Origin of the sequence: Gallaecimonas xiamenensis 3-C-1 (genome assembly GCF_000299915.1) — a bacterium.
Lineage (GTDB): Bacteria > Pseudomonadota > Gammaproteobacteria > Enterobacterales > Gallaecimonadaceae > Gallaecimonas > Gallaecimonas xiamenensis.
Genome location: NZ_AMRI01000022.1, coordinates 39,211 through 57,939, shown reverse-complemented (window position 1 = coordinate 57,939; position 18,729 = coordinate 39,211). Strand labels below are relative to the sequence as shown.

Sequence of the window (18,729 nt, the reverse complement as noted above, 5' to 3'; positions counted from 1 at the left end):
CCGCCAAAGCGGGGCTTTTTCTTGCCTGTTTATCTAGTCGTCCAGGTGGCCCTGGGCCAGGCGCAAGGCCGGCAGCAGCGAGGCGGGCAACAAAGGCCCGTGGCTAAGGGCGGGATATTCGCGGTAATGCACCCTGACGCCGGGCAGCTCAGCCAGTTGGCGGCTGGCTTGGCGGATGGCATCAGGGGGAGCCTTGCCCCTGGCCGGGCGAGGCCCCCTGTCCTTTGCCTTGGCGCCGCCATGCATGATCAATACCGCCGTGCCTGGGGCAGGGGGATGCTCGGCCAGGGCCTTGAGGCGCGCCAGGGGCTCACCGTCTTGCCACCAAAAGGACGGGTCGGCAGCGGCGTAAGCCTGAAAACTTGCCGGCGCCGTGGCCAGCACGTGCATGGTAAAGAGGCCGCCGAAAGAATGACCCCACAAGGTCTGGCGCTGGCGGTCGATGGTCACGAGACCCGCTACCAGCGGTTTTATCTTGGCTTCGATAAGGGCGAGAAACTCATCGGCGCCGCCGGCCGGCCTTTCTCCTTCGATAGGTTTGCCGTCCAGGGCCGGCGGCGTGTAGTCCAGGGCCCTGGCGTTCACGTCAAAACGCAGTTCGGTCTGGTAACCGATAGCCACCAGCACCGGCAGGGTTTGGGCGGCCAGGGGGGCCAGTTTATTGTCGTCAAGGGCCGCCATGGCGGCATTGCCGTCCAGCAGGTAGAGCACCGGGAAGCCGGCTTCGGGTGCCTGGGCCTTGGGAATGGCCACCGTCAGCTTGTAGTGGCGCTGGCCGTCCGCCGAGTCCAGCAGTTGGCTTTGGAAACGGTAGTAGCGGGAGCTGCCATCGGCCCAGGTGGGGCCCAGGGGCTTGGACAGGTCGGGGCGGGCCTGGGCGCCAAAGGCCAGCAGGCATAGCAACAGGACACGTAACATCAGTAAGTCCTCATAATAAAAAAGCCCGCCAGGCGGGCTTTGTCAGTTAGAAGCTGTAGGTGGCTGACAGGTAGTAGGCGCGGCCCGGCTCGTTGTAGGTGTTGGCACCGGCCCCGCCACTGTTGTTTTCACGGAGCAACTGGCGGTCGGTAAGGTTGGTGACGCCGAAACCAAAACGCAGGGCGTAGTTCAGGCGGTAGCTGCCGCCCAGGCTCAGCACCGAGTAAGGGTCTCGCTCCTTGAGGGCGTCCCCTTCGGCGCTGGCACCGGTGCTGGTGAGGTTACGGGGCTTCTGAGTGCCGTAACGGGTGGCGGTGAAAGACAGCATCAGCGCCTCATTCACCTGCCAGTCGAGCATGGAGTTGACGGTATAGCGGGGGATCACCGACAGGGGCTCACCTGTGTCCTTGTCGTTGTTTTCATCCATGTAGGTGAAGTTGGTGTTCCAGCTCAGCACCTCGCCCATCTGGCCCAGCAAAGGCACCTTGAGGTTACCTTCCACCCCTGCCACCACCGCCTTGTCGGCGTTGCTCCACTTGAAGACGCGGCCGTCGCTGTCGGTGGTACCGGTGGGCACCATGCCGGAGATGATCTTGTTCTTATAGTCGTTGCGGAAGTAGGCCAGGCTGGCGGTCCAGCCGCCGTTGACGTACTCCAGGCCCAGCTCCTTGTTGACGCTGGTCTCGGCGTCCAGGTCGTCATTACCCTGGATATAGCAGCCGGCTCCCAGGCTGGGGAAGTCTACAGGGCAGCCGTTGCCTCTGGTGTAGTAGAGGTAGTTGGGGTTGGCCTGGTAGAGGTTGGGGGCCTTGAAGGCCTTGGCAATGCCGCCGCGCAGGGTCAGGTTGTCGGTCAACTGGTAGGCGGTGCTCAGGTAGGGGCTCCAGTTGTTGCCGAACAGGCTGTTGTGGTCAAAGCGCACCCCGGGGGTGAGGATCCAGTCCAGGGTCAGCTCGATATTGTCTTCGACGTAGAGGGCCTGGTAAGTGGCGTCGGACTTGCCGTCACGGGTGCCTTCTTCGGCGCCCGGTACCGCGCCGCCGGAGCCTGTGCCTTGGCTCATGGAGTAGGGGTCGTCCAACTCGTCCTTGCCCAGTTCCATACCCAGGGTCAGCATCTGGCTGAGGCCGGCAAAATCCAGGGGGATGTTGATGTCACCGTTGAGGGTCAGACTGTCCAGGGTAGAGGTGGACTTGGCGCCGTCGTTGGTGATGCTGCCTTCCACGCCGCCGGCCAGGCCTTCGTTGAGGCGATAGTTGCGGGTGTTTTCATAAGCCAATACCAGGTTGGAAGTGGCAAAGCCCCAGTCGGCCCTGTGGGCCACGGACGCGGCGCTGCGGTAGACGGTGTTGGTTTCGGCGCCGCCGTTGGCCAATTCGGTCAACAGGTCAGAGCCGTTGCTGCTCACCGCCCTGTCACCGGCGTAGATGTTGCCCTGGCGGCTGTAGCCGGCTTCAAATTCCAGCACCTGCTCCGGGCTCAGATCCCAGCGCAACAGGCCGTTGATGTCCTTGTTGCGGACCCCCTCACGGCCGGCCGGGGGGGTGGCCCCCTCGCTGTTGGCAAAGTCGCCGTTGAGATCCAGGCTGTCGGCGTCGGTTTTATTGATGTTGCCGTAGAGGCGGAAAGACAGGTCCTGGCTCAGGCCGCCGGCCAGGTTAAAGCCCAGGCGGCGGGTATTGCCTTCGCGGCTGTCCTCGGGCTCGGCTGCAAAGAGGCTGACGGAACCGGTCAGGGCTTCGCTGGGGGCTTTGGTGACGATGTTGATCACGCCGCCGGCGGCGCCGGAACCGTAGCGGGCAGCGGCCGGGCCGCGCAGCACCTCGATACGCTCTACCGCTTCTACCGGCACCCAGTTGGTGTCGCCCCGGCTGTTACGCTCACCGGAGCGGCCCATGCGTACCGCATTGCGCGAGCTGACCGGCTTGCCGTCCACCAGGATCAGGGTGTTTTCCGGGCCCATGCCACGCAGATCGATTTGGCGGTTATTGCCGTACTGGCCGGAGGCGCTGTTGCCGGTGAGGTTGACCCCGGGCATCTTGCGGATGATCTCGGACAGATCGTTGGCCGGCGGGCGGCGGATCAGATCCTCGGCAGTAATGACCGACACCCCCAGCGACTGCTTCACCTGCTCCTGGGCCGTACCCAGCACCAGGATATTTTCCTGGGCATCCTGCTGCTTGGCCTCATCGGCATGGGCAAAGGCGGCGCCAAGCGCCAGAGTCAGGGCGCTGCAGGCAAAAAGGGCAGCAGGAGTGCGGGTGGCCATGGAATATCCTCTTCGTGGCTAAGCGGGAATCACTCACATATACAAATGAGAGTGATTATCAATGGCGACGAAGGGTACTGCTCACAACAATGGCTGTAAAGCTAAAAACTCCGGTGGATGCGACGAACGGTTGGCCTTGGCCAATGGACGGGAAAGGCTCTAAGGAAGGATGGCGGAGCCACCAAGGATCAGGGGTAGATCTCGATGGGTGTACCTGGGGCCACGGCAGCCCAGAGCTCGTCCATGTCTTGGTTGAGCAGGGCGATGCAACCGTTGGTCCAGTTGGACGGTTGCACCCTGGGGTTAAAGCCGCTGCGCTGGCCGTGGATCATGATGCGCCCACCAGGGGGCACGCCCATGGCCCTGGCCCGGGCTAGATCATCGGCATTGGGGTAGTCGATATGGATGGCCTTGTAGAAGGCGGAATCGGCTTTCTTGTAGTCCAGCAGGTAACGCCCCTCAGGGGTGCGTTGGTCACCCTCGCGAGTCTTGTGGCCAAAGGGGGCCGATCCCAAGGCTATCCAGAAGCGCTTGAAGACCTGGCCGTCTCTTACCAAGGAAAGGCTGTAGCTGGACTTGTGCACCACCACCTTGTCGGCCTGGGATGAGGCCGGGGCCAGGCTGGAAAACAACAGCAGGCAGCAAGACAGCAGCACTTTCATTGGGCACCTCAAGACGTTCACCTTTTATTCATAGTAAAGGGCCTGGGTAAAAATAAAAGGAGGCCGATCACGCTTTTTAAAAGCGACAGGGGGTTGGTGAATCCTTATATTAGCCTTGGCTTCTTGCGAGGCTAATCGCAGGCGACCATAGTCTTTTCTTGTTCTATCAAGCTGTTAGTGGCAAGGAGGCAAGATGAAGCGCAAGCACCCTCTGTTGGGACTGCTATTGGCAACCAGCATGCTCAGCCTGGGGGCCATGGCCTGTACCAGGGTGGTCTACCTAGGTGACAAAGGGGAGGTGATCACCGGCCGTACCATGGACTGGAAGGTAGATGTGGGTACCAACCTGTGGGTATTGCCAAGGGGCATGGCCCGCACTGGCCAGGCGGGGGAAAACTCCCTGCGCTGGACGTCCAGATACGGCTCGGTGGTGGCCACCGGATACGATATTTCCACCACCGACGGGGTTAACGAGAAGGGCCTGGCCGCCAACCTGCTGTGGCTGGTGGCGTCGCAGTACCCGGACTTCAACCAGGACAGCAAACCCGGGCTGACCATAGCGGCCTGGGCCCAGTATGTGTTGGACAATTTCGCCACAGTGGACCAGGCGGTCAAGGCCTTGGCCCAGGAGCCCTTCACCTTGGTAACGGACCAGGTGCCTGGCGAAAAACGCCTGGCCACCTTGCACCTGTCGTTGTCCGACAGCAGTGGCGACAGCGCCATCATCGAGTACCTGGGAGGCCGCCAGGTGATCCACCACGGCCGTCAGTACCAGGTGATGACCAACTCTCCCGTGTTCGACCAGCAACTGGCCCTGAATAGCTACTGGCAACAGATTGGTGGCACCGTGATGTTGCCCGGGACCAACAGGGCGTCTGACCGTTTTGCCCGGGCTGCCTTTTACATCAATGCCATTCCCAAGCACGAAGACCCAGCCAAGGCGGTGGCCAGCGTATTTAGCGTGATACGCAATGTCTCGGTCCCCTTTGGCCTGACGACGCCGGACCAGCCCAATATTTCCTCCACCCGTTGGCGGACCCTGGTGGACCACAAGGCCATGCGCTATTTCTTCGAGTCGGCCCTGACCCCCAATACCTTCTGGGTCAACCTCAAAGATCTCGATTTCTCCGCCGAGACCGGCCAGGTGAAAAAACTGGATTTGGGGCCAGAGCAGCGCAATGTCTATGCCGGCAATGTGGCTGGCAAGTTCCAGGCGAGTCCGCCCTTTCCCTTTCTTGGGCTGACTCCATAAGCGTTTAAAAAAGGGCCCGCAAGGGCCCTTTTCTCAGTAGAAGCTGTAGATGAAGCTGATGCCGAAGGTCCGTGGCGGGGCATAGATCTCGGTGCTGATACTGAGGTCGGAGCTGGCCAGGTCCTGTACATAGACCTTGTCGTCCTGGTCCAGCAGGTTCTTGGCCCAGAGCATCACTTCCAGGCTGCCGTCATCGGACACCAGGCCCAGTTGGGCGTTGACCCTGTGGCTGTCGTCCAACTTGGTGCTGTCAAGGTTGCGGGCGTCGGAATACATGGCGCTGTGGTAGCTGTAATCAAGGCCGGCGAACAGGTCCCAGTTGCTCAGCAGCGGGTAGTCAAGGTTGACGCCGGCGGTGGCGGTCCACTTGGAGGCGCCGGGCAGCCGGTTGCCGGTGCAATCATCCACGGCGTGGCAGTTGCTGAAGTCATCGAAGGTGGCGTCGGCATAACCCAGGGCGGCATTGAAGGACAGGTACTGATGGGCCCTGACCGTCAGTTCCGCTTCAAGGCCCTTACTGGTGGCGGCGGGGCCGTTGATCACCCGGTTAACACCGGCGTCGTCCACCACCCGGGTCTGGATGTCCTGGTAATCCAGGTAGAAAGCGGCCAGGTTCAGGCGCACCCGGCGCTCGAACAGATCGCTTTTCAGGCCCAGCTCATAGCTGGTGACCTGTTCCCGGCCAAAGTCCATCTGCGGGTTGCTGGTGTCGCCCCCGATAGCGTCCAGGGACTGGGGCCGGAAGTTATAGCCCCCTTCCTTGTAGCCACGGGACACCTTGGCGTAGGTGTGGATGGGCTGATCGGTCAGCCCCTCGATACGGGCATTGGCCCCCAGGGTCCAGGACAGGAAGCTGTCGTCCTGCTTCTGGTGGGTTTCGGGAATGTCGTGGTAGTCCAGCAGGTAGACGCCGGGCAGAGAGGTGGCAAAACCGTTCTGGAAGAAGCGCATCTTCTTGTCCACCTGGGAATAACGCAGGCCGACAAAACCGCTGTAGATGTCGCTGAAGTCGTAGGTGAGGTTACCGAAGGCGGCGCTGCTCTTGGTGCTCAAATCGCCCCCCAACGTTACCCCGGCCCTCGGCGCCAGGTTCAGGCTCTGGGGGTAGGGCTGGGGCAGGCCGGTGGGGATACCGAAGATACCGGCCGTCGAGCCGAAGGCCTGGTCGTTGACTGCGTCGTTATCCAGATAATAGAGGCCGGCCACATAGCGCAGGGGCTGGTCCGAGGGGGAGATCAGCTGGAATTCCTGGGTGAACTGGTCGTTGTTCTCGGTTTCTACCGAATGGTAGAGGCGGATGTCGGTGCCGTCGGCGTCATTGCCGACGCTGGAATCATAGACTTTGCGGGCGGTGATGGCCTTGAACTCAAAGCCGTTGTCGAAGCGGTAGCTCAAGGTGGCATCCAGGCCCCAGTTGTCGCGGCTGCCAAAGGACTCGTCGGCATTGGCGTAGAGGTCGCGCTTGCCCGGGGTCAGGTAGTCGGCGGCGCTGACGCCGTTGTTGTACAGGCCAAGGGCGGCCAGGCCATAGGGGCTGACGGCGGTCAGCTTGTTGGCCGGGGGCAGGGAGTCTTCCTTTAACAGCTCGGCGTTGACGTCCAGGGTCAGCTGGTCGTTGGGGGTAAAGCGGAACTGGGCGCGGCCGCCGTAGCGGTCGTCGTCTTGCAGGTCTTCGCCGCCGGCCAGGTTGTGCTGGTAGCCGTCCCGTTTCACCGAAAAGCCGGTCAGGCTGGCGGCCAGGGTGTTGTCGATAAGGGGCCCGGAGATATAGCCGTTGAAGCGGCGCAAATCGTAGTTGCCAAGGTCAATCTTCAGTTTGCCTTCCAGCAAATCGGAGGGCTTGCGGGTAACGATATTGACCACCCCCAGGTTGGTGTTCTGGCCAAACAAGGTGCCCTGGGGGCCGCGCAGCACTTCCACCCGCTCTATGTTGCTCAGCTCCTGGTTAAAGCCGGTGGCCCTGGCATAGACCACGCCGTCCACGTAAATGCCCAGGCCCGGGCTGGTGCCGGAGTTGAACACACCGTTGGGGTTGGAAGGCACGCCGCGCATGTTGACCGTGGTGGCAAAGGGAGAATAGGTGGCCATGGTCAGGTTGGGCACCGAGTATTGGATATCCTGGAAAGACTGGATATTGCCCCGTTCCAGATCCTTGTTGCTCAGCACCGACACCGCCAGGGGCACTTCCTGCAGGTTCTCACCGCGCTTTTGCGCCGTGACGGTGATCTGTTCCACTTCCAGGTTGTCGCTGTCCTGGGCCAGGGCATTGCTCAGGGGCAGCAGTATCAGCAGGCCGGGCAGGGCGGTTTTGGGGGATGGCTTCACTGTCCTTCTCCTTGTCAGGGCTATTGTTATGGCCAGCGTCCCGTTACGGCAAAGGACGGCATTGGCGTTGTTATAACCAAGGTCGCGAGGGGCGGCGTCCGACTTTGCAAAGTTGTAGCGAAATGGTGCAAGCAGTTGTACGGATTGGCAAAGCTGGAATAGGAAAGTACCGCATTTTGTGAGCTGGCGCCTTTTCCCTGACTGTTATTCATTTGTAATCTAGGGGCCATAACAACAAAAGAAGGGAAGTATCATTGATGCAAGGGCTGCTGGATAGGGAATTGACGTTGCACCTAAACAGCCTGGTGATACTGCTGGGTGTGGCCATGGGCCTGGGATTGGCCTTTTACATGTGGTGCCATGCCGCCGCAGGCAAAGCGGCCCGCCTTTGCCTGGGGCTGATGATGGCGGTGGTGGGAGTCTTGGCACTGACCTATGTGCTGCGCCGGGAATCCCTGGGATTGGGGCTGGTGCTGCTGACCCTCACCTCCCTGCAGATGGCCTTGGGGCCGCTGCTCTACCTTTATACCCGTATCCTCACCCAGGACGGCTTTCGCTGGCAGCGCCGCCAGCTGTGGCATTTCTTGCCGGTCCTGCTGTTGGGTTTGCTGTGGCTGGGGCAACTGCCCCTGGCCGAAGACGGCGTGCTGACCCTGTCTTGCGCCACCATTGGCCCTTGCGATCTACTGAACCAAAGCCGCTTTGTGCACAGGGCCTTTACCTGGATGTCGCTGCTGGCCTACGGCTGGTGGTCCCTGACCCTGCTCAAGCCCTACGGCGAGCGGATCCGCGCCTGCTATTCGGATATCGAAGGCATCAACCTGGCCTGGCTGCAATTGCTGGTTCGCAGCTTCCTGGGGCTGACGGTGCTGGCCATGGCCATGGAACTGGGCCATCACCTGGGGCTGCCCCTGGATCTCAACGGTGCCCAGCTTCAGGCCTGGGGGCCGCTGCTGTGGTCGGTGCTTATCGTGCATTATGGCCTGCGCCAACAGGGGGCCAGCAAGGGCAGCCCCCCCGACGCGCCGGCGGCTCAGGCCGAGCCCCGCAAGTACCAGACCTCCAGCCTCACCAAGAGCGACGCCGGCCAGTTGTGGGAGCGCCTGCAGCGGCTAATGGTCAAGGAGGCCCCCTATCTGGAACATGGCCTGAAGATCTCCGAACTGGCGGCCCGCCTGGACGTGCCGCCCCACCATTTGTCGGAAACCATCAATGGCCTGGCCGGCCAGAGCTTTTACGACTACATCAATCAGTTTCGCCTGGACCAGGCCCTGCGGCTGCTGGCGGATCCGGCTTTTGGCCACCTGTCGGTGACGGAGGTGGGCTTTGAAGCCGGTTTCAACTCCAACTCCACCTTCTTTGCCCATTTCAAGAAACGCTACAACCAGACCCCCAGCGCCTACCGGCGCCAATTGCAGCCCGCCGAAGCCGGATAATTGCAGTTTTGCAAAGGCGGACGTCAGGGCCCTTTGGCTGGGGTATACCCCTGAACATCGCACCCGGTATGGCGCCGGGTGCCTTTGTTGAGAGGTCCAAGGCATGACGATTCGAAGAGCCCTGCTGGTACTGCTGGCGGCCCTGGTACTGTTGGCGGCAGTGCTGGTGGTCCGTACCCTGCAATTTACCCCCGCCCCCCAACCCCAGCAGCCGCGCCAGACGGTGGCGGTGGATGCCCAGCAGGTGGCGGCCCACCTGGCCGAGGCCATTCGTTTCAGGACAGTGTCCTACGGTGAAGCCGAGCGTATCGACTACGACCAGTTCGGCGCCTTTATCCAATGGCTGGGCCAAACCTATCCCAAGGTCCACCAGGTGCTGAGCCGCACCCCCATCAACCAGTACACCCAGCTCTATCGCTGGCAGGGCACTGATCCCAGCCTGGCCCCGGTGTTGCTGTCGGCCCACTTCGACGTGGTGCCGGTAGATCCGGGCAGTGAAGCCCTGTGGCAGCACCCGCCCTTTGCCGGCGTGGTGGCGGACGGCCAGGTATGGGGCCGGGGCGCCTTGGACGACAAAGGCTCGGTAGTGTCCCTGATGGAGTCCCTGACGCTGCTGATAGATCAAGGCTTTAGCCCCAAGCGCACCATCTTGGTGGCCCTCACCCATGACGAGGAAATCGGCTCGCGCCACGGTGCCCAGGCGGTGGTGGCTAAGCTCAAGGCCGACGGCATCAAGCCGGCCTGGTCCCTGGATGAAGGCTCTTTTATCCTCGACGGCGTGGTGCCCGGCGTCACCCAGAAGGTGGCCAGCATCAATGTCGCCGAGAAGGGCTTTTTAACCCTGGAACTGGTGGCCAGGGCCCAGGGCGGCCACAGCTCCATGCCCCCCAGGGAAACGGCGGTAGGGATATTGGCCAAGGCCCTGGTCAAGCTCCAGGACCACCCGGTGCCAGGCGGCCTTGATGGCCTGAGCGCCGAGATGTACGGCACCCTGGCCCGCAACATGGGCTTTGGCAAGCGCCTGCTTTTTGCCAACCGCTGGTTGTTCGACCCCCTGATCACCGGTGCCCTGGAAGCCATGCCCAGCGGCAATGCCCTGCTGCGCACCACCACCGCCCCCACCATGCTGTCCGGTAGCGTCAAGGCCAACGTCTTGCCCATCGAAGCGGTGGGTACGGTCAACTTCCGCCTCCACCCCCGTGACAGCGCCGAATCGGTGGTGGCCTATGTCAAAGAGCAGATCCAGGACCCCCGGGTCGAGGTCAAGGTCACCGACAGCATGGACGCCTCCCGGGTGTCCAGTGCCGACACCGACGGCTTCAAGGCCCTGGCCCAGGCGTCGCAGCAGAGCTATGGTCAGTTGGTGGTTACCCCCGGCCTGACCCTGGGAGCCACCGACAGCCGCTTTTACGATAACTGGGCCGACAACGCCTACCGCTTTACCCCCATGGTGCTCAGGGCCGACGAGATCCCCTTGTTCCATGGCACCAATGAACGGGTGCGTATCGACAACCTGGCCGGGGCGGTCAGCTTTTACACCCTGTTGCTGACCCACAGCTGCGGCGGCTGAGCAGCCTGGCCGGGCTCGGCTATTCTTGGACCTGTAACCCGCCAACCAAAGGGAATGCGCATGTCCGTGGAAATGATGAGCCTGGCCTTATCCACCCTGTTACTGTTGCTGCTGGTGTTGATCGCCGCCAGCCTGCATATCCAGCAGGCCGGCTTCAAGGCGGTGATGGGCAACAGGGAAGCGGTGGCCGAGCCTTCCGGTATCGCCGGCCGGGCCCGCCGGGCCCATGCCAACCTGCTGGAAAACCTGCTGCCCTTTGCCGTGGCGGTATTGATGGCCCAGGCCCTTGGGGTGTCCAGCAGTTACACCGTGGCCGGCGCCTGGCTGTTCCTGGGGGGCAGGGTTGCCCATGGGGTCTTTTACCTGCTGGGGGTAACGGTGCTGCGCACCTTGGCCTTTTTTACCGGCCTGGCCGGCATAGCGCTGATACTGGTGCCGCTGCTGTTTCGCTAAGGCTTACCAGAACACCAGCACCACAGTTGCCGCCGTCAGGGTGCCCATGCCATGGGCAAACCAGCGCTGGCGGCGGGGGCTGTGCAGTAGCCGGCGTATCCCCACCCCAAAGCCTATCCACATCAGGTTCATCACCGAGCCGCTCACCAGCCAGGCCAGCATCAGCCACCAGATAGACGGCCAGTATTGGCTGCCGGGCAGGCTGAAGGCACTGACCGAGGCCAAGGTGGTGGCCCAGATCTTGGGGTTGACGAATTGGAAGGCGGTGGCGCCAAGCACCCCGATGGGCTGGTCCTGCTGGGACTGGTCCTGGCTAAAACGAACCTGGGCGATACGCCAGGCCAGGTACAGCAGGTAAAGCGCCGAGGCCACTTGCAGGCTGCGATGCAGGGCCGGGTAGCGGGTCAGTAATTCGCCCATGCCGGCGGCCACCCCCAGCAGCATCAGCACGCCCCCCAGCCTTATCCCCAACCAGAACGGCAGGCTGCGCCACAGGCCAAACTGGGCCCCGCTGGCGGTCAACAACATGTTGTTGGGCCCCGGTGTGCCGGCGGCGGCGGCGGTAAATAGCAGGGCGGCGCCGAAGGTGCTCAACAGCTCAGGGGTCATGCGTTTTCCTTTATTGTATGCATACAATTTTCTTGGTAGATACCGGGCTTGTGCAGCTCCATCAGCCCTTCGGGATTGGCCGGGGGCACAAAGCCCAGTTGCCGGTATAGGCCCTGGGCGTCACGGGTGACCAGCAGAATGCGGCGCAGCCCCTGGCACCATTGCTGGGCAAACACCGACTGGAGCATCCAGCGAGCCAGGCCCTGGCCCTGGTAGGGGGCCAAGACAAACACATCCGCCAGGTAGGCAAAGCTGGCCCTGTCGGTGATCAGGCGGCCAAAGCCGATCTGCTGGTCGCCATGGAACAGCCCAAAGCAATAGGAACCGGCCATGGCCTTGGCCACCTGCCCCTGGCTGATGCCCTTGGCCCAGTAGCTTTGGGTCAGGTAACCGTGGATAACCGCCAATTGCTGGCGGCCGGGATCGTCGCTAAGAATGATGTCGCCCTGGTAAGACTCCATGGGATCTCCCTACTGGTATCGGCCTGGTCTTTCTGTAAAAATCATGCAATCCGTTGGTTTTGTATGGCAACAATTTTATTGTTATGGTGACAATCTGGGTGCCCGATCTGACCCCTTTCCAGGGGCCCAAATACCAAAGGCTGGCCGACGCCCTGGGGGCCGCCGTGGCCGGTGGCGAGCTGACTCCGGGTAGCCGGCTGCCGCCCCAGCGGCAACTGGCCGATCGCCTGGGGGTGACGGTGGGCACCGTGACCCGGGCTTATGCCCTGGCGGAGCGCCGTGGCTTGGTGGAGGCCAGGGTGGGCAGCGGCACCTTTGTCAAAGGGGTGGTCGAAGAGGCTCCCAAGCTGCAAAAGGCGCCCCTGGCCATGGACGGGGCCATGGCCCCCCTTGGGCCCCAAACCCAGATGATGAGCACCGCCCTGGCCGCCTTGGCCAGTGACCCCTTGGGGCTGGCCGCCTGCCTACCCTATCCCCAGGACAACGGCCTGCCCGAGCAGCGCCAGCGCTTTTTAGACTGGTTGGCCGGTCAGGGGCTGGCGGTGGAGGATGACCAGCTGCTGCTGACCTGCGGTGGCCAGCACGGCATCAGCCTGGCCCTGCAGGTATTGTGCGAGCCGGGGGATACTGTGCTGTGCGAGGGCTTGGCCTTTGCCGGCATCAAGCTGGCCTGTGAAAGCCAGGGCCTCAAGGCCGTTGGCCTGGTCATGGACGACCAGGGCCTGGTGCCGGAGGCCCTGGAAGCAGCTTGCCAGCAATACCGGCCCCGGGTGCTCTACCTGACCCCCAACCTGCAAAATCCCCGCTGCCTGACCATGCCCCTGGCCCGTCGCCAGGCCCTGCTGGCGCTGTGCGAGCGCCATGACATCTGGGTTATCGAGGACGACGTCCAATTCAGCGACCCCAGCCTCAAGCCGCCGTTCCTGGTCAGCCTGGCTCCCCAGCGGGTGCTAATGCTGTCGAGCTTTTCCAAGCGCTTTGCCGGCAGTGTGCGGGTGGGCTTTGTGCTGAGCCCGCCGGCCCTGAAAAACCGCCTGCGCCTGAGCCTGCAGGCGTCGGTCTGGGCGGTGTCCCCTTTGCTGCTGGAGCTGGTCAGCCGCTGGCTGGAAGACGGCCAGATGGCGGCCCTGGAGCAGTGGCTGGCGGACGAGATGCGCCAGCGCCGGGCCTTGGCCGAGGCGGTGCTGGGCCCAGGCTTGTTGCAAGGGGAGAGCAGCGGCTTTAACGCCTGGCTGCCGCTGCCGGAGCCTTGGCGGGCCAGCAGCTTTGCCCGGGCCGCCGCCGAGCGCGGGGTCAGGCTACGCCTGGCCGAAGACTATGCCATTGGCCGTTTCCCGGCGCCCCAGGCGGTCAGGCTCAGTCTCAGCCAACCGGCCAGCCGGGCGCTGCTGGCCGAGGCCCTGGCGGTGCTCAAGGAGTTATTGCAGGAAGGCCCAGGGCTGAGCCGGGCGGTACTTTGATTGGTTATGAGCCCTAACGCAGGATTTATGCAGGTGTGGCAGGCTGTGTAATCTGAATAGATATTATCTAAATGGCGTTTTTGAGAGGTTTAACGCAGTTTTTTCGGGGCTTTGCTAAAAAATTATTCGCTGATATTTCATAATTATTTCATCTGAATATAATGGCGTTTCGTCGGAGCCCCAGGCTCGGGTTGCTTGCCATCAAGCCCGGGTCAAGACCACTCCAAGGTGGCGGGGACGGACGCTAGACCCGATGTAAGGGCCCGCTGCGGGATCGGCGGCGCCCCTCCAGCCCCCGAGAGAACACAGATGAATCGCACCAGCTTCAAGGCCTCATTGTCGCCTCTGGCCCTTGCCGTAGGCTCCCTGTTCACCAGCTTGCCCCTTATCGTCCACGCCGAAGAGGCCACCGACGACAGCGGTGTGGAGCGGATCCAGGTCACCGCCTCCAGGCGCCTTACCACCACCGACGAAATTCCTTACAACATCAGCGTGCTGGACGGTAAGAAGCTGGGCGAGCAGGGGGTCAACAACCTGGCCGACCTGGGCTACGCCATTCCCGGCCTGACCGTGGTTGATACCGGCCCCCGCAACAACAAACCCATGAGCATGCGTGGCCTGACCGTGGACGAGCTGTCCGCCAACGACCAGGGCGACAACGGCGGCACCGTCTCCGTCTATGTCAACGACACCCCGCTGCTGGTGGATCTGAAGCTGATCGACATCGACCATGTGGAAGTGCTGCGCGGCCCCCAGGGCACCCTCTACGGCGCCGGCTCCCTGGGCGGTACCCTGCGTTACATCCTGAAAAAGCCGCAGATCGGCGAGGCCGACGGCTACGTGGGGGTCAAGGCCTACCAGGTCAAGGAAGCGGACGACCCCAGCGGCGAAGTCTATGGCGCCGCCAACATTCCCCTCAACAGCGACAGCTTTGCCCTGCGGGTGGCCGGTAGCTACCGCAAGGACTCGGGCTTTGTGGACTACCCCAATATCCTCAGCGGCGCCCAGAAGGACGTGGACGACGAAGAGTCCTTCTCCGGCCGTGTTGCCCTGCGTTATGCCCCTTCCGATGAGTTTGACGCCACCCTGACCTACATGGCCCAGTCCCAGGACGTGGGCGGCCGTACCGGCGTCAACCCCGGCTTTACCGGCGACGACTACAGCAACGGCCTGCGCTACGACGAGCCCCTGGACCGGGACGTGGATCTGACCAGCCTGGAGCTGAACTGGGATCTGGAATTTGCCACCCTGTCCTCTTCCACCAGCTACACCACCGTCAAGGAAAAGGGCCAGCGCGACCAGACCGACCTGCTGGTAACCTCCATCTGGCCCGGCTATGCCGACTACCCGGACTTTTCCGCCTACACCCGTGAAGACCAGGACGACAGCACCTTCACCCAGGAACTGCGCCTGGCCTCCAACGACGACGGCGGCAAGGTCTTGTGGCTGGTGGGCGCCTATTACAGCAAGGAAGACAACCAGGACAGCTCCATCGAGTACACCCCCGGCTACCCCGAGTTCATCGGCCTGAACCGCCCGGACAACATCGAGTACTTCGAGGATCACAGCGAGAACGTCAAGGAAAGGGCGCTGTTCGGCGAACTGACCTACCGCCTCACCGACCAGTGGGACCTGACCTTCGGCGCCCGTGCCTTCCACCTGGAGCAGGACCAGGTCAGCTGCCTGGACTTCCCCATCTACGCCGAGCGTGAAGGCACCACCCTGGAGCCCGAATGCTCCCTGGGTGAAGGCAAGAACAGCGACGTGATCTACAAGGCCAGTACCTTCTACCGCTTCACCGACGACTTCAACGTCTACGCCCTCTACTCCCAGGGCTTTCGCCGTGGCGGCTCCAACGGCGTACCGGAAGGCGGCCAGGTGTCCTTCACCGATGACGAAAAGCAGTTCAGCCCCGACACCGTCGACAACTACGAGATGGGCTGGCACAGCAACTGGCTGGGGGGTGACCTGAGCGTGCAGGGCTCCTTCTACTACATCAACTGGGAAGACATCCAGGTGTCGGGCAAGACCAGCGAAGGCTCCATTCCCATCACCGTCAACGGTGGCAAGGCCCGTTCCCAGGGCCTGGAACTGGAAAGCGTCTACAGCCCGGTGCGTGGCGTGCTGCTTACCGCTGGCTACGCCTTTACCGACTCCAAGCTGGCTGAAGACGCCCCCTCCCTGGACGGTAAGGATGGTGACCGGGTGCCCGGCGTGGCCCGCCACGAAGGTAACCTGGGCGCCACCTTTATCCAGGATTACGGCAGCATCGAGGCTCGCTACAGCCTCAACGCCGTCTTCAAGAGCGCCGTCTACACCCGGGTCAACGGCAATGTCGGCACCCGCAACGAAGACAACCAGAAGCTGCCGGGCTTTGCCATCGTCAATGCCTCCGCCACCTTCAACCTGGACGACTGGATGCTGCGCCTCTACGCCGACAACCTGCTGGACCGCTACGCCTACGTCGGCGCCAGGGGCGCCCGGGACTACGGCGAGCAAGGCCAGCTGTACTTCATCAACAGGCCCCTTACGGTAGGCGCCGAGTTGCAGTACCGTTTCTAACACCCAGCCCCCGCAAGGGGGCTTTTTGTTACCGCTCACCGGAGCCTTTTGATGTCCCCTCTGCACCAGGCGGCCCAGGCTGCCTTGACCGCCCAGCAATGGCCCAAGCTTGAGCAATTGGCCCGGCAGCTGCTGGCTACCGACCCTGCCGAAGGCCAGTTCCTGCTGGGCCTGGCCCTGTGGCGCCAGGGGCTGCTGGCCAAGGCCGGCCCGGCCCTGCAACAGGCCGCCACCCTGGCCCCCCGGCGCCTGGACTACCGGGCCCAGCTGCTGCACTTTTTGTTTGACGCCGGGCTGATGGCGCCGGCCTTGCAGGTGCTGGCCGGGGCCATGGCCCTGGCGGGCGGCCAGGCCCAGGATTGGGATACCCTCGGCAATGTGGCCACCCGCTTAGAACGCCATGATCTGGCCCAGCGCTGCTTTGAAACCGCCACCGCCCTGGCTCCGCAACAAGAGCCGCTGTGGCGCCACCTGGGGGCGGCCTGCACCTTCCTTGGGGACAAGCCGGCGGCCCTGGCCGCTTACGCCAAGGCGGTGGCCCTGGCGCCGGATGCGCCTTTGGCCCACTGGGCCCGCAGCCAGTTGCTGCGCTACCAGGAGGGCAGTACCGAGCTGGCCCAGCTGGAGCGGCTCTGGCAGCGGCTTGAGGGGGAAGACAAGGGCATGGTGGGCATAGCCCTGGCCAAGGCCTTGGACGATCTGGACCAGCAGCCAAGGGCCTTTGCCCTGCTGGCGCAGGCCAGGGAACTGCTGGCGCCAAGCCAGCCTTACCCGGCCGAAAAGCTGGAGGCAGCTCTTGCACCGCTGATGGCCGGCAAGGTGGCCGCCAAGGCCCAAGTGGCCGGGCGCCCGGCGCCGCTGTTTATCGTCGGCCTGCCAAGGGCCGGGTCCACCCTCCTGGAGCAACTCTTGGGCAGCCACCCGGCCATTGCCCTGGGGGGCGAGCAGCTGGCCCTGCCCAGGGCCTTGCAGGAACTGGCCGGGGTGCGCAGGAACTGGCCGGGGTGCGCAGCGACGACGGCCTGGACCAGGCCCTGGTGCAGCGCCTGGACCAGCTGGACAGCCGGCGCCTGGCCGAGCGCTACCGGCAGCTGGGGGGCCACCTGCCCCAGGACAGGCCCTACCTGACCGACAAACTGCCCTTCAACGGCCTCTACCTTGGCGCCATACTCCAGCACTGGCCGGACGCCCGCATCCTGTATATCCGCCGTGCGCCCCTGGCCGCCTGCTGGGCCAACTACCGGCGGCTGCTGCGCTTTCCCATCGCCCTTGGCCAGAGCCTGGACAGCGCCCTGCATTACTACCGCTGCCAGGAACAGCTGGCGAACCATTGGCAAGCCCAGGCACCGGAGCGGATGCAGACCCTGGACTACGAAGCCCTGGTGGCCAACCCCGAGCAGAGCCTGGCCACACTTTTTACCTGGCTGGACCTGGCTGGACCTGGCGCCCCTGGCCGGCCCCTTGAGTACCGACCGAGGCCAGGGGGTGGCCACCGCCAGTGCCGCCCAGGTGCGCCAAGGGGTGCATACCAGGGGTATCGACGAGTGGCGGCGCTATCAGCAGCCCTTGCTGGCCTGGGCCAAGGCCGCCGGTATCAGCGCTCCCAAATAATCGCTGGACTGCATCTCCACCAGCCGGCTCTGGGTGCGGCGAAACTCAAAAGCCAGGGCGCCGCCCTGGTAAAGCGCGGCCGGTGGCGCCGGCGCTTCCAGACACAGGGCCACTTTCTGGTCGTAGAGCTCGTCCACCAGGCTGATAAAGCGCCGGGCCGGATCGTCCCCCACAGCGTAATGGACCCGCCGTTCGCCGGTAGCGGTGGCTTCCACCCCGTCTTCGGTGCCCCTGGCTTTGATCCATTCCTTGGCCTGGCCCCCCAGCAGCGGCACGCCGCTCAGCAGCACCAGCTTTACCTGGCCGGCCAGGGCGATGTAATCGAGGGCAGAGCGCGGCCCTTCGCACAAGGCCTTGAAGTCAAACCAGGCCACCCCGTCGGCCAGCCCCAGGGTGGGTACTGGCCTGTTGCACAGCAGCAGCTGCCCTGCCTGGGGGGCTTGGCCGGTCATTTGGGTAAAGAGGGCGGCAAAGTGGCCCTGGCCTGGGGCAAAGCAGGTGGGCACCACCTTTAGGTGGCGCAGCCTGTGGTCAAGGCCCCCGTCCAGGTGCAGCTGCCGGCAGTGGCGCTGCAACAGGGCGATACCCGGCAGGAACCTGTCCCGCTGCAGGCCGTTTTCATAGAGGCGCTGCATCGGGATATTGGAGGTGGCCACCAGCACCAGCCCTTCGGCAAAAAGGGCCTGGAACAGCCGGGTCAGCAGCATGGCGTCACCGATGTCAGAGACGAAGAACTCGTCAAAGCACAACACCCGGCAGCGCTGGCGCAGCCTTTTGGCGATCAGCGCCAGGGGCTCGGCGTGGCCCGCCTCCTGGCGCAGTTCCTCGTGCACCCAGGCCATAAAGCGGTGAAAGTGCAGCCGCAATTTCAGGCTGTCGTCCAGGGCCTCGAAGAACAAGTCCATCAGCATGGTCTTGCCCCGGCCCACGTCTCCCCAGAGGTAAAGGCCAAGGGGCTGGCCGGGGGTCTTGAGGGCCTGGTAAAGCTGGTTGAGGGCGGTAACGGCCTGGGCCTGGGCGGGGTCCGGGGCAAAGCCGGCACCGGCCAGCAGGGCCTGGTAGCGCTGGGCGGGGGTCTGGGACATGGCACAACGGGGCTGACAAAACTGGCGCCAGCTTACCAGGCCAGGGGCTTGCCAAA

Annotated in this window: 15 protein-coding genes and 1 pseudogene; 9 read left to right on the top strand and 7 right to left on the bottom strand. The window is 63.4% G+C overall.

The window, feature by feature from the left end:
- Positions 1–33 precede the first annotated feature (33 nt).
- The 3 genes from B3C1_RS14580 to B3C1_RS14570 all read right to left on the bottom strand — a co-directional run bounded on the left by B3C1_RS14580 (position 34) and on the right by B3C1_RS14570 (position 3,849).
- Complete coding sequence (locus B3C1_RS14580; protein WP_008485754.1) at positions 34–918, bottom strand: alpha/beta hydrolase; 885 nt, start codon at positions 916–918, stop codon at positions 34–36.
- A 46-nt stretch (positions 919–964) separates the two neighbouring features.
- Positions 965–3,187 (bottom strand): TonB-dependent siderophore receptor, encoded by a 2,223-nt coding sequence (locus B3C1_RS14575; RefSeq protein WP_008485753.1) that lies wholly within the window; start codon positions 3,185–3,187, stop codon positions 965–967.
- A 188-nt stretch (positions 3,188–3,375) separates the two neighbouring features.
- Entirely contained in the window at positions 3,376–3,849 is a 474-nt protein-coding gene (locus tag B3C1_RS14570; RefSeq protein ID WP_008485752.1) for a L,D-transpeptidase family protein, read from the bottom strand.
- A 193-nt stretch (positions 3,850–4,042) separates the two neighbouring features.
- Here B3C1_RS14570 and B3C1_RS14565 point away from each other — a divergent pair, with 193 nt between their 5' ends.
- Positions 4,043–5,101 carry a linear amide C-N hydrolase gene (locus B3C1_RS14565; protein WP_008485751.1) on the top strand — a complete coding sequence of 353 codons (1,059 nt, stop codon included), beginning with the start codon at positions 4,043–4,045 and terminating at the stop codon, positions 5,099–5,101.
- Between the two features lie 33 nt (positions 5,102–5,134).
- On the opposite strand, the gene B3C1_RS14560 is transcribed toward B3C1_RS14565, so the two are convergent.
- Positions 5,135–7,426 carry a TonB-dependent receptor gene (locus B3C1_RS14560; protein ID WP_008485750.1) on the bottom strand — a complete coding sequence of 764 codons (2,292 nt, stop codon included), beginning with the start codon at positions 7,424–7,426 and terminating at the stop codon, positions 5,135–5,137.
- 257 nt (positions 7,427–7,683) lie between these two features.
- On the opposite strand from B3C1_RS14560, the gene B3C1_RS14555 reads away from it, so the two are divergent.
- From B3C1_RS14555 to B3C1_RS14545, 3 genes are all read left to right on the top strand, one after another.
- A complete protein-coding gene (locus tag B3C1_RS14555) occupies positions 7,684–8,862 on the top strand; it encodes a helix-turn-helix domain-containing protein (protein ID WP_008485749.1) in 1,179 nt (392 codons plus the stop codon).
- Positions 8,863–8,965: 103 nt separating this feature from the next.
- The gene (locus B3C1_RS14550) at positions 8,966–10,432 is read left to right on the top strand and encodes a M20 family peptidase (protein WP_008485748.1); all 1,467 of its coding nucleotides are present in this window, start codon (positions 8,966–8,968) and stop codon (positions 10,430–10,432) included.
- Positions 10,433–10,492: 60 nt separating this feature from the next.
- Positions 10,493–10,885 (top strand): MAPEG family protein, encoded by a 393-nt coding sequence (locus tag B3C1_RS14545; protein ID WP_008485747.1) that lies wholly within the window; start codon positions 10,493–10,495, stop codon positions 10,883–10,885.
- A gap of 3 nt (positions 10,886–10,888) precedes the next feature.
- Here the strand turns inward: B3C1_RS14545 and B3C1_RS14540 are convergent, their stop codons facing one another.
- Positions 10,889–11,494 (bottom strand): LysE family translocator, encoded by a 606-nt coding sequence (locus B3C1_RS14540; protein ID WP_008485745.1) that lies wholly within the window; start codon positions 11,492–11,494, stop codon positions 10,889–10,891.
- Positions 11,491–11,955: a GNAT family N-acetyltransferase gene (locus B3C1_RS14535; protein WP_008485744.1), complete on the bottom strand. Its 465-nt coding sequence runs from the start codon at positions 11,953–11,955 to the stop codon at positions 11,491–11,493. The genes B3C1_RS14540 and B3C1_RS14535 overlap by 4 nt, the downstream gene beginning before the upstream one ends.
- Positions 11,956–12,038: 83 nt before the next feature.
- On the opposite strand from B3C1_RS14535, the gene B3C1_RS14530 reads away from it, so the two are divergent.
- From B3C1_RS14530 to B3C1_RS20270, 5 genes and pseudogenes are all read left to right on the top strand, one after another.
- Positions 12,039–13,415: an aminotransferase-like domain-containing protein gene (locus B3C1_RS14530; RefSeq protein WP_156804564.1), complete on the top strand. Its 1,377-nt coding sequence runs from the start codon at positions 12,039–12,041 to the stop codon at positions 13,413–13,415.
- Between the two features lie 309 nt (positions 13,416–13,724).
- Entirely contained in the window at positions 13,725–15,977 is a 2,253-nt protein-coding gene (locus B3C1_RS14525; RefSeq protein ID WP_008485742.1) for a TonB-dependent receptor, read from the top strand.
- A gap of 51 nt (positions 15,978–16,028) precedes the next feature.
- Positions 16,029–17,105 (top strand): tetratricopeptide repeat-containing sulfotransferase family protein, encoded by a 1,077-nt coding sequence (locus B3C1_RS14520; protein WP_008485741.1) that lies wholly within the window; start codon positions 16,029–16,031, stop codon positions 17,103–17,105.
- Positions 17,015–17,350, top strand: a pseudogene (locus B3C1_RS20870) (sulfotransferase family protein); the annotation flags it as partial. The gene B3C1_RS14520 and the pseudogene B3C1_RS20870, both read left to right, overlap by 91 nt.
- An 88-nt stretch (positions 17,351–17,438) precedes the next feature.
- A complete protein-coding gene (locus tag B3C1_RS20270; protein ID WP_156804563.1) occupies positions 17,439–17,588 on the top strand; it encodes a hypothetical protein in 150 nt (49 codons plus the stop codon).
- Here the strand turns inward: B3C1_RS20270 and zapE are convergent.
- Positions 17,534–18,673 carry a cell division protein ZapE gene (zapE, locus tag B3C1_RS14515; protein WP_008485739.1) on the bottom strand — a complete coding sequence of 380 codons (1,140 nt, stop codon included), beginning with the start codon at positions 18,671–18,673 and terminating at the stop codon, positions 17,534–17,536. The two genes, B3C1_RS20270 and zapE, sit on opposite strands and share 55 nt — an antisense overlap.
- Between the last annotated feature and the right edge of the window lie 56 nt (positions 18,674–18,729).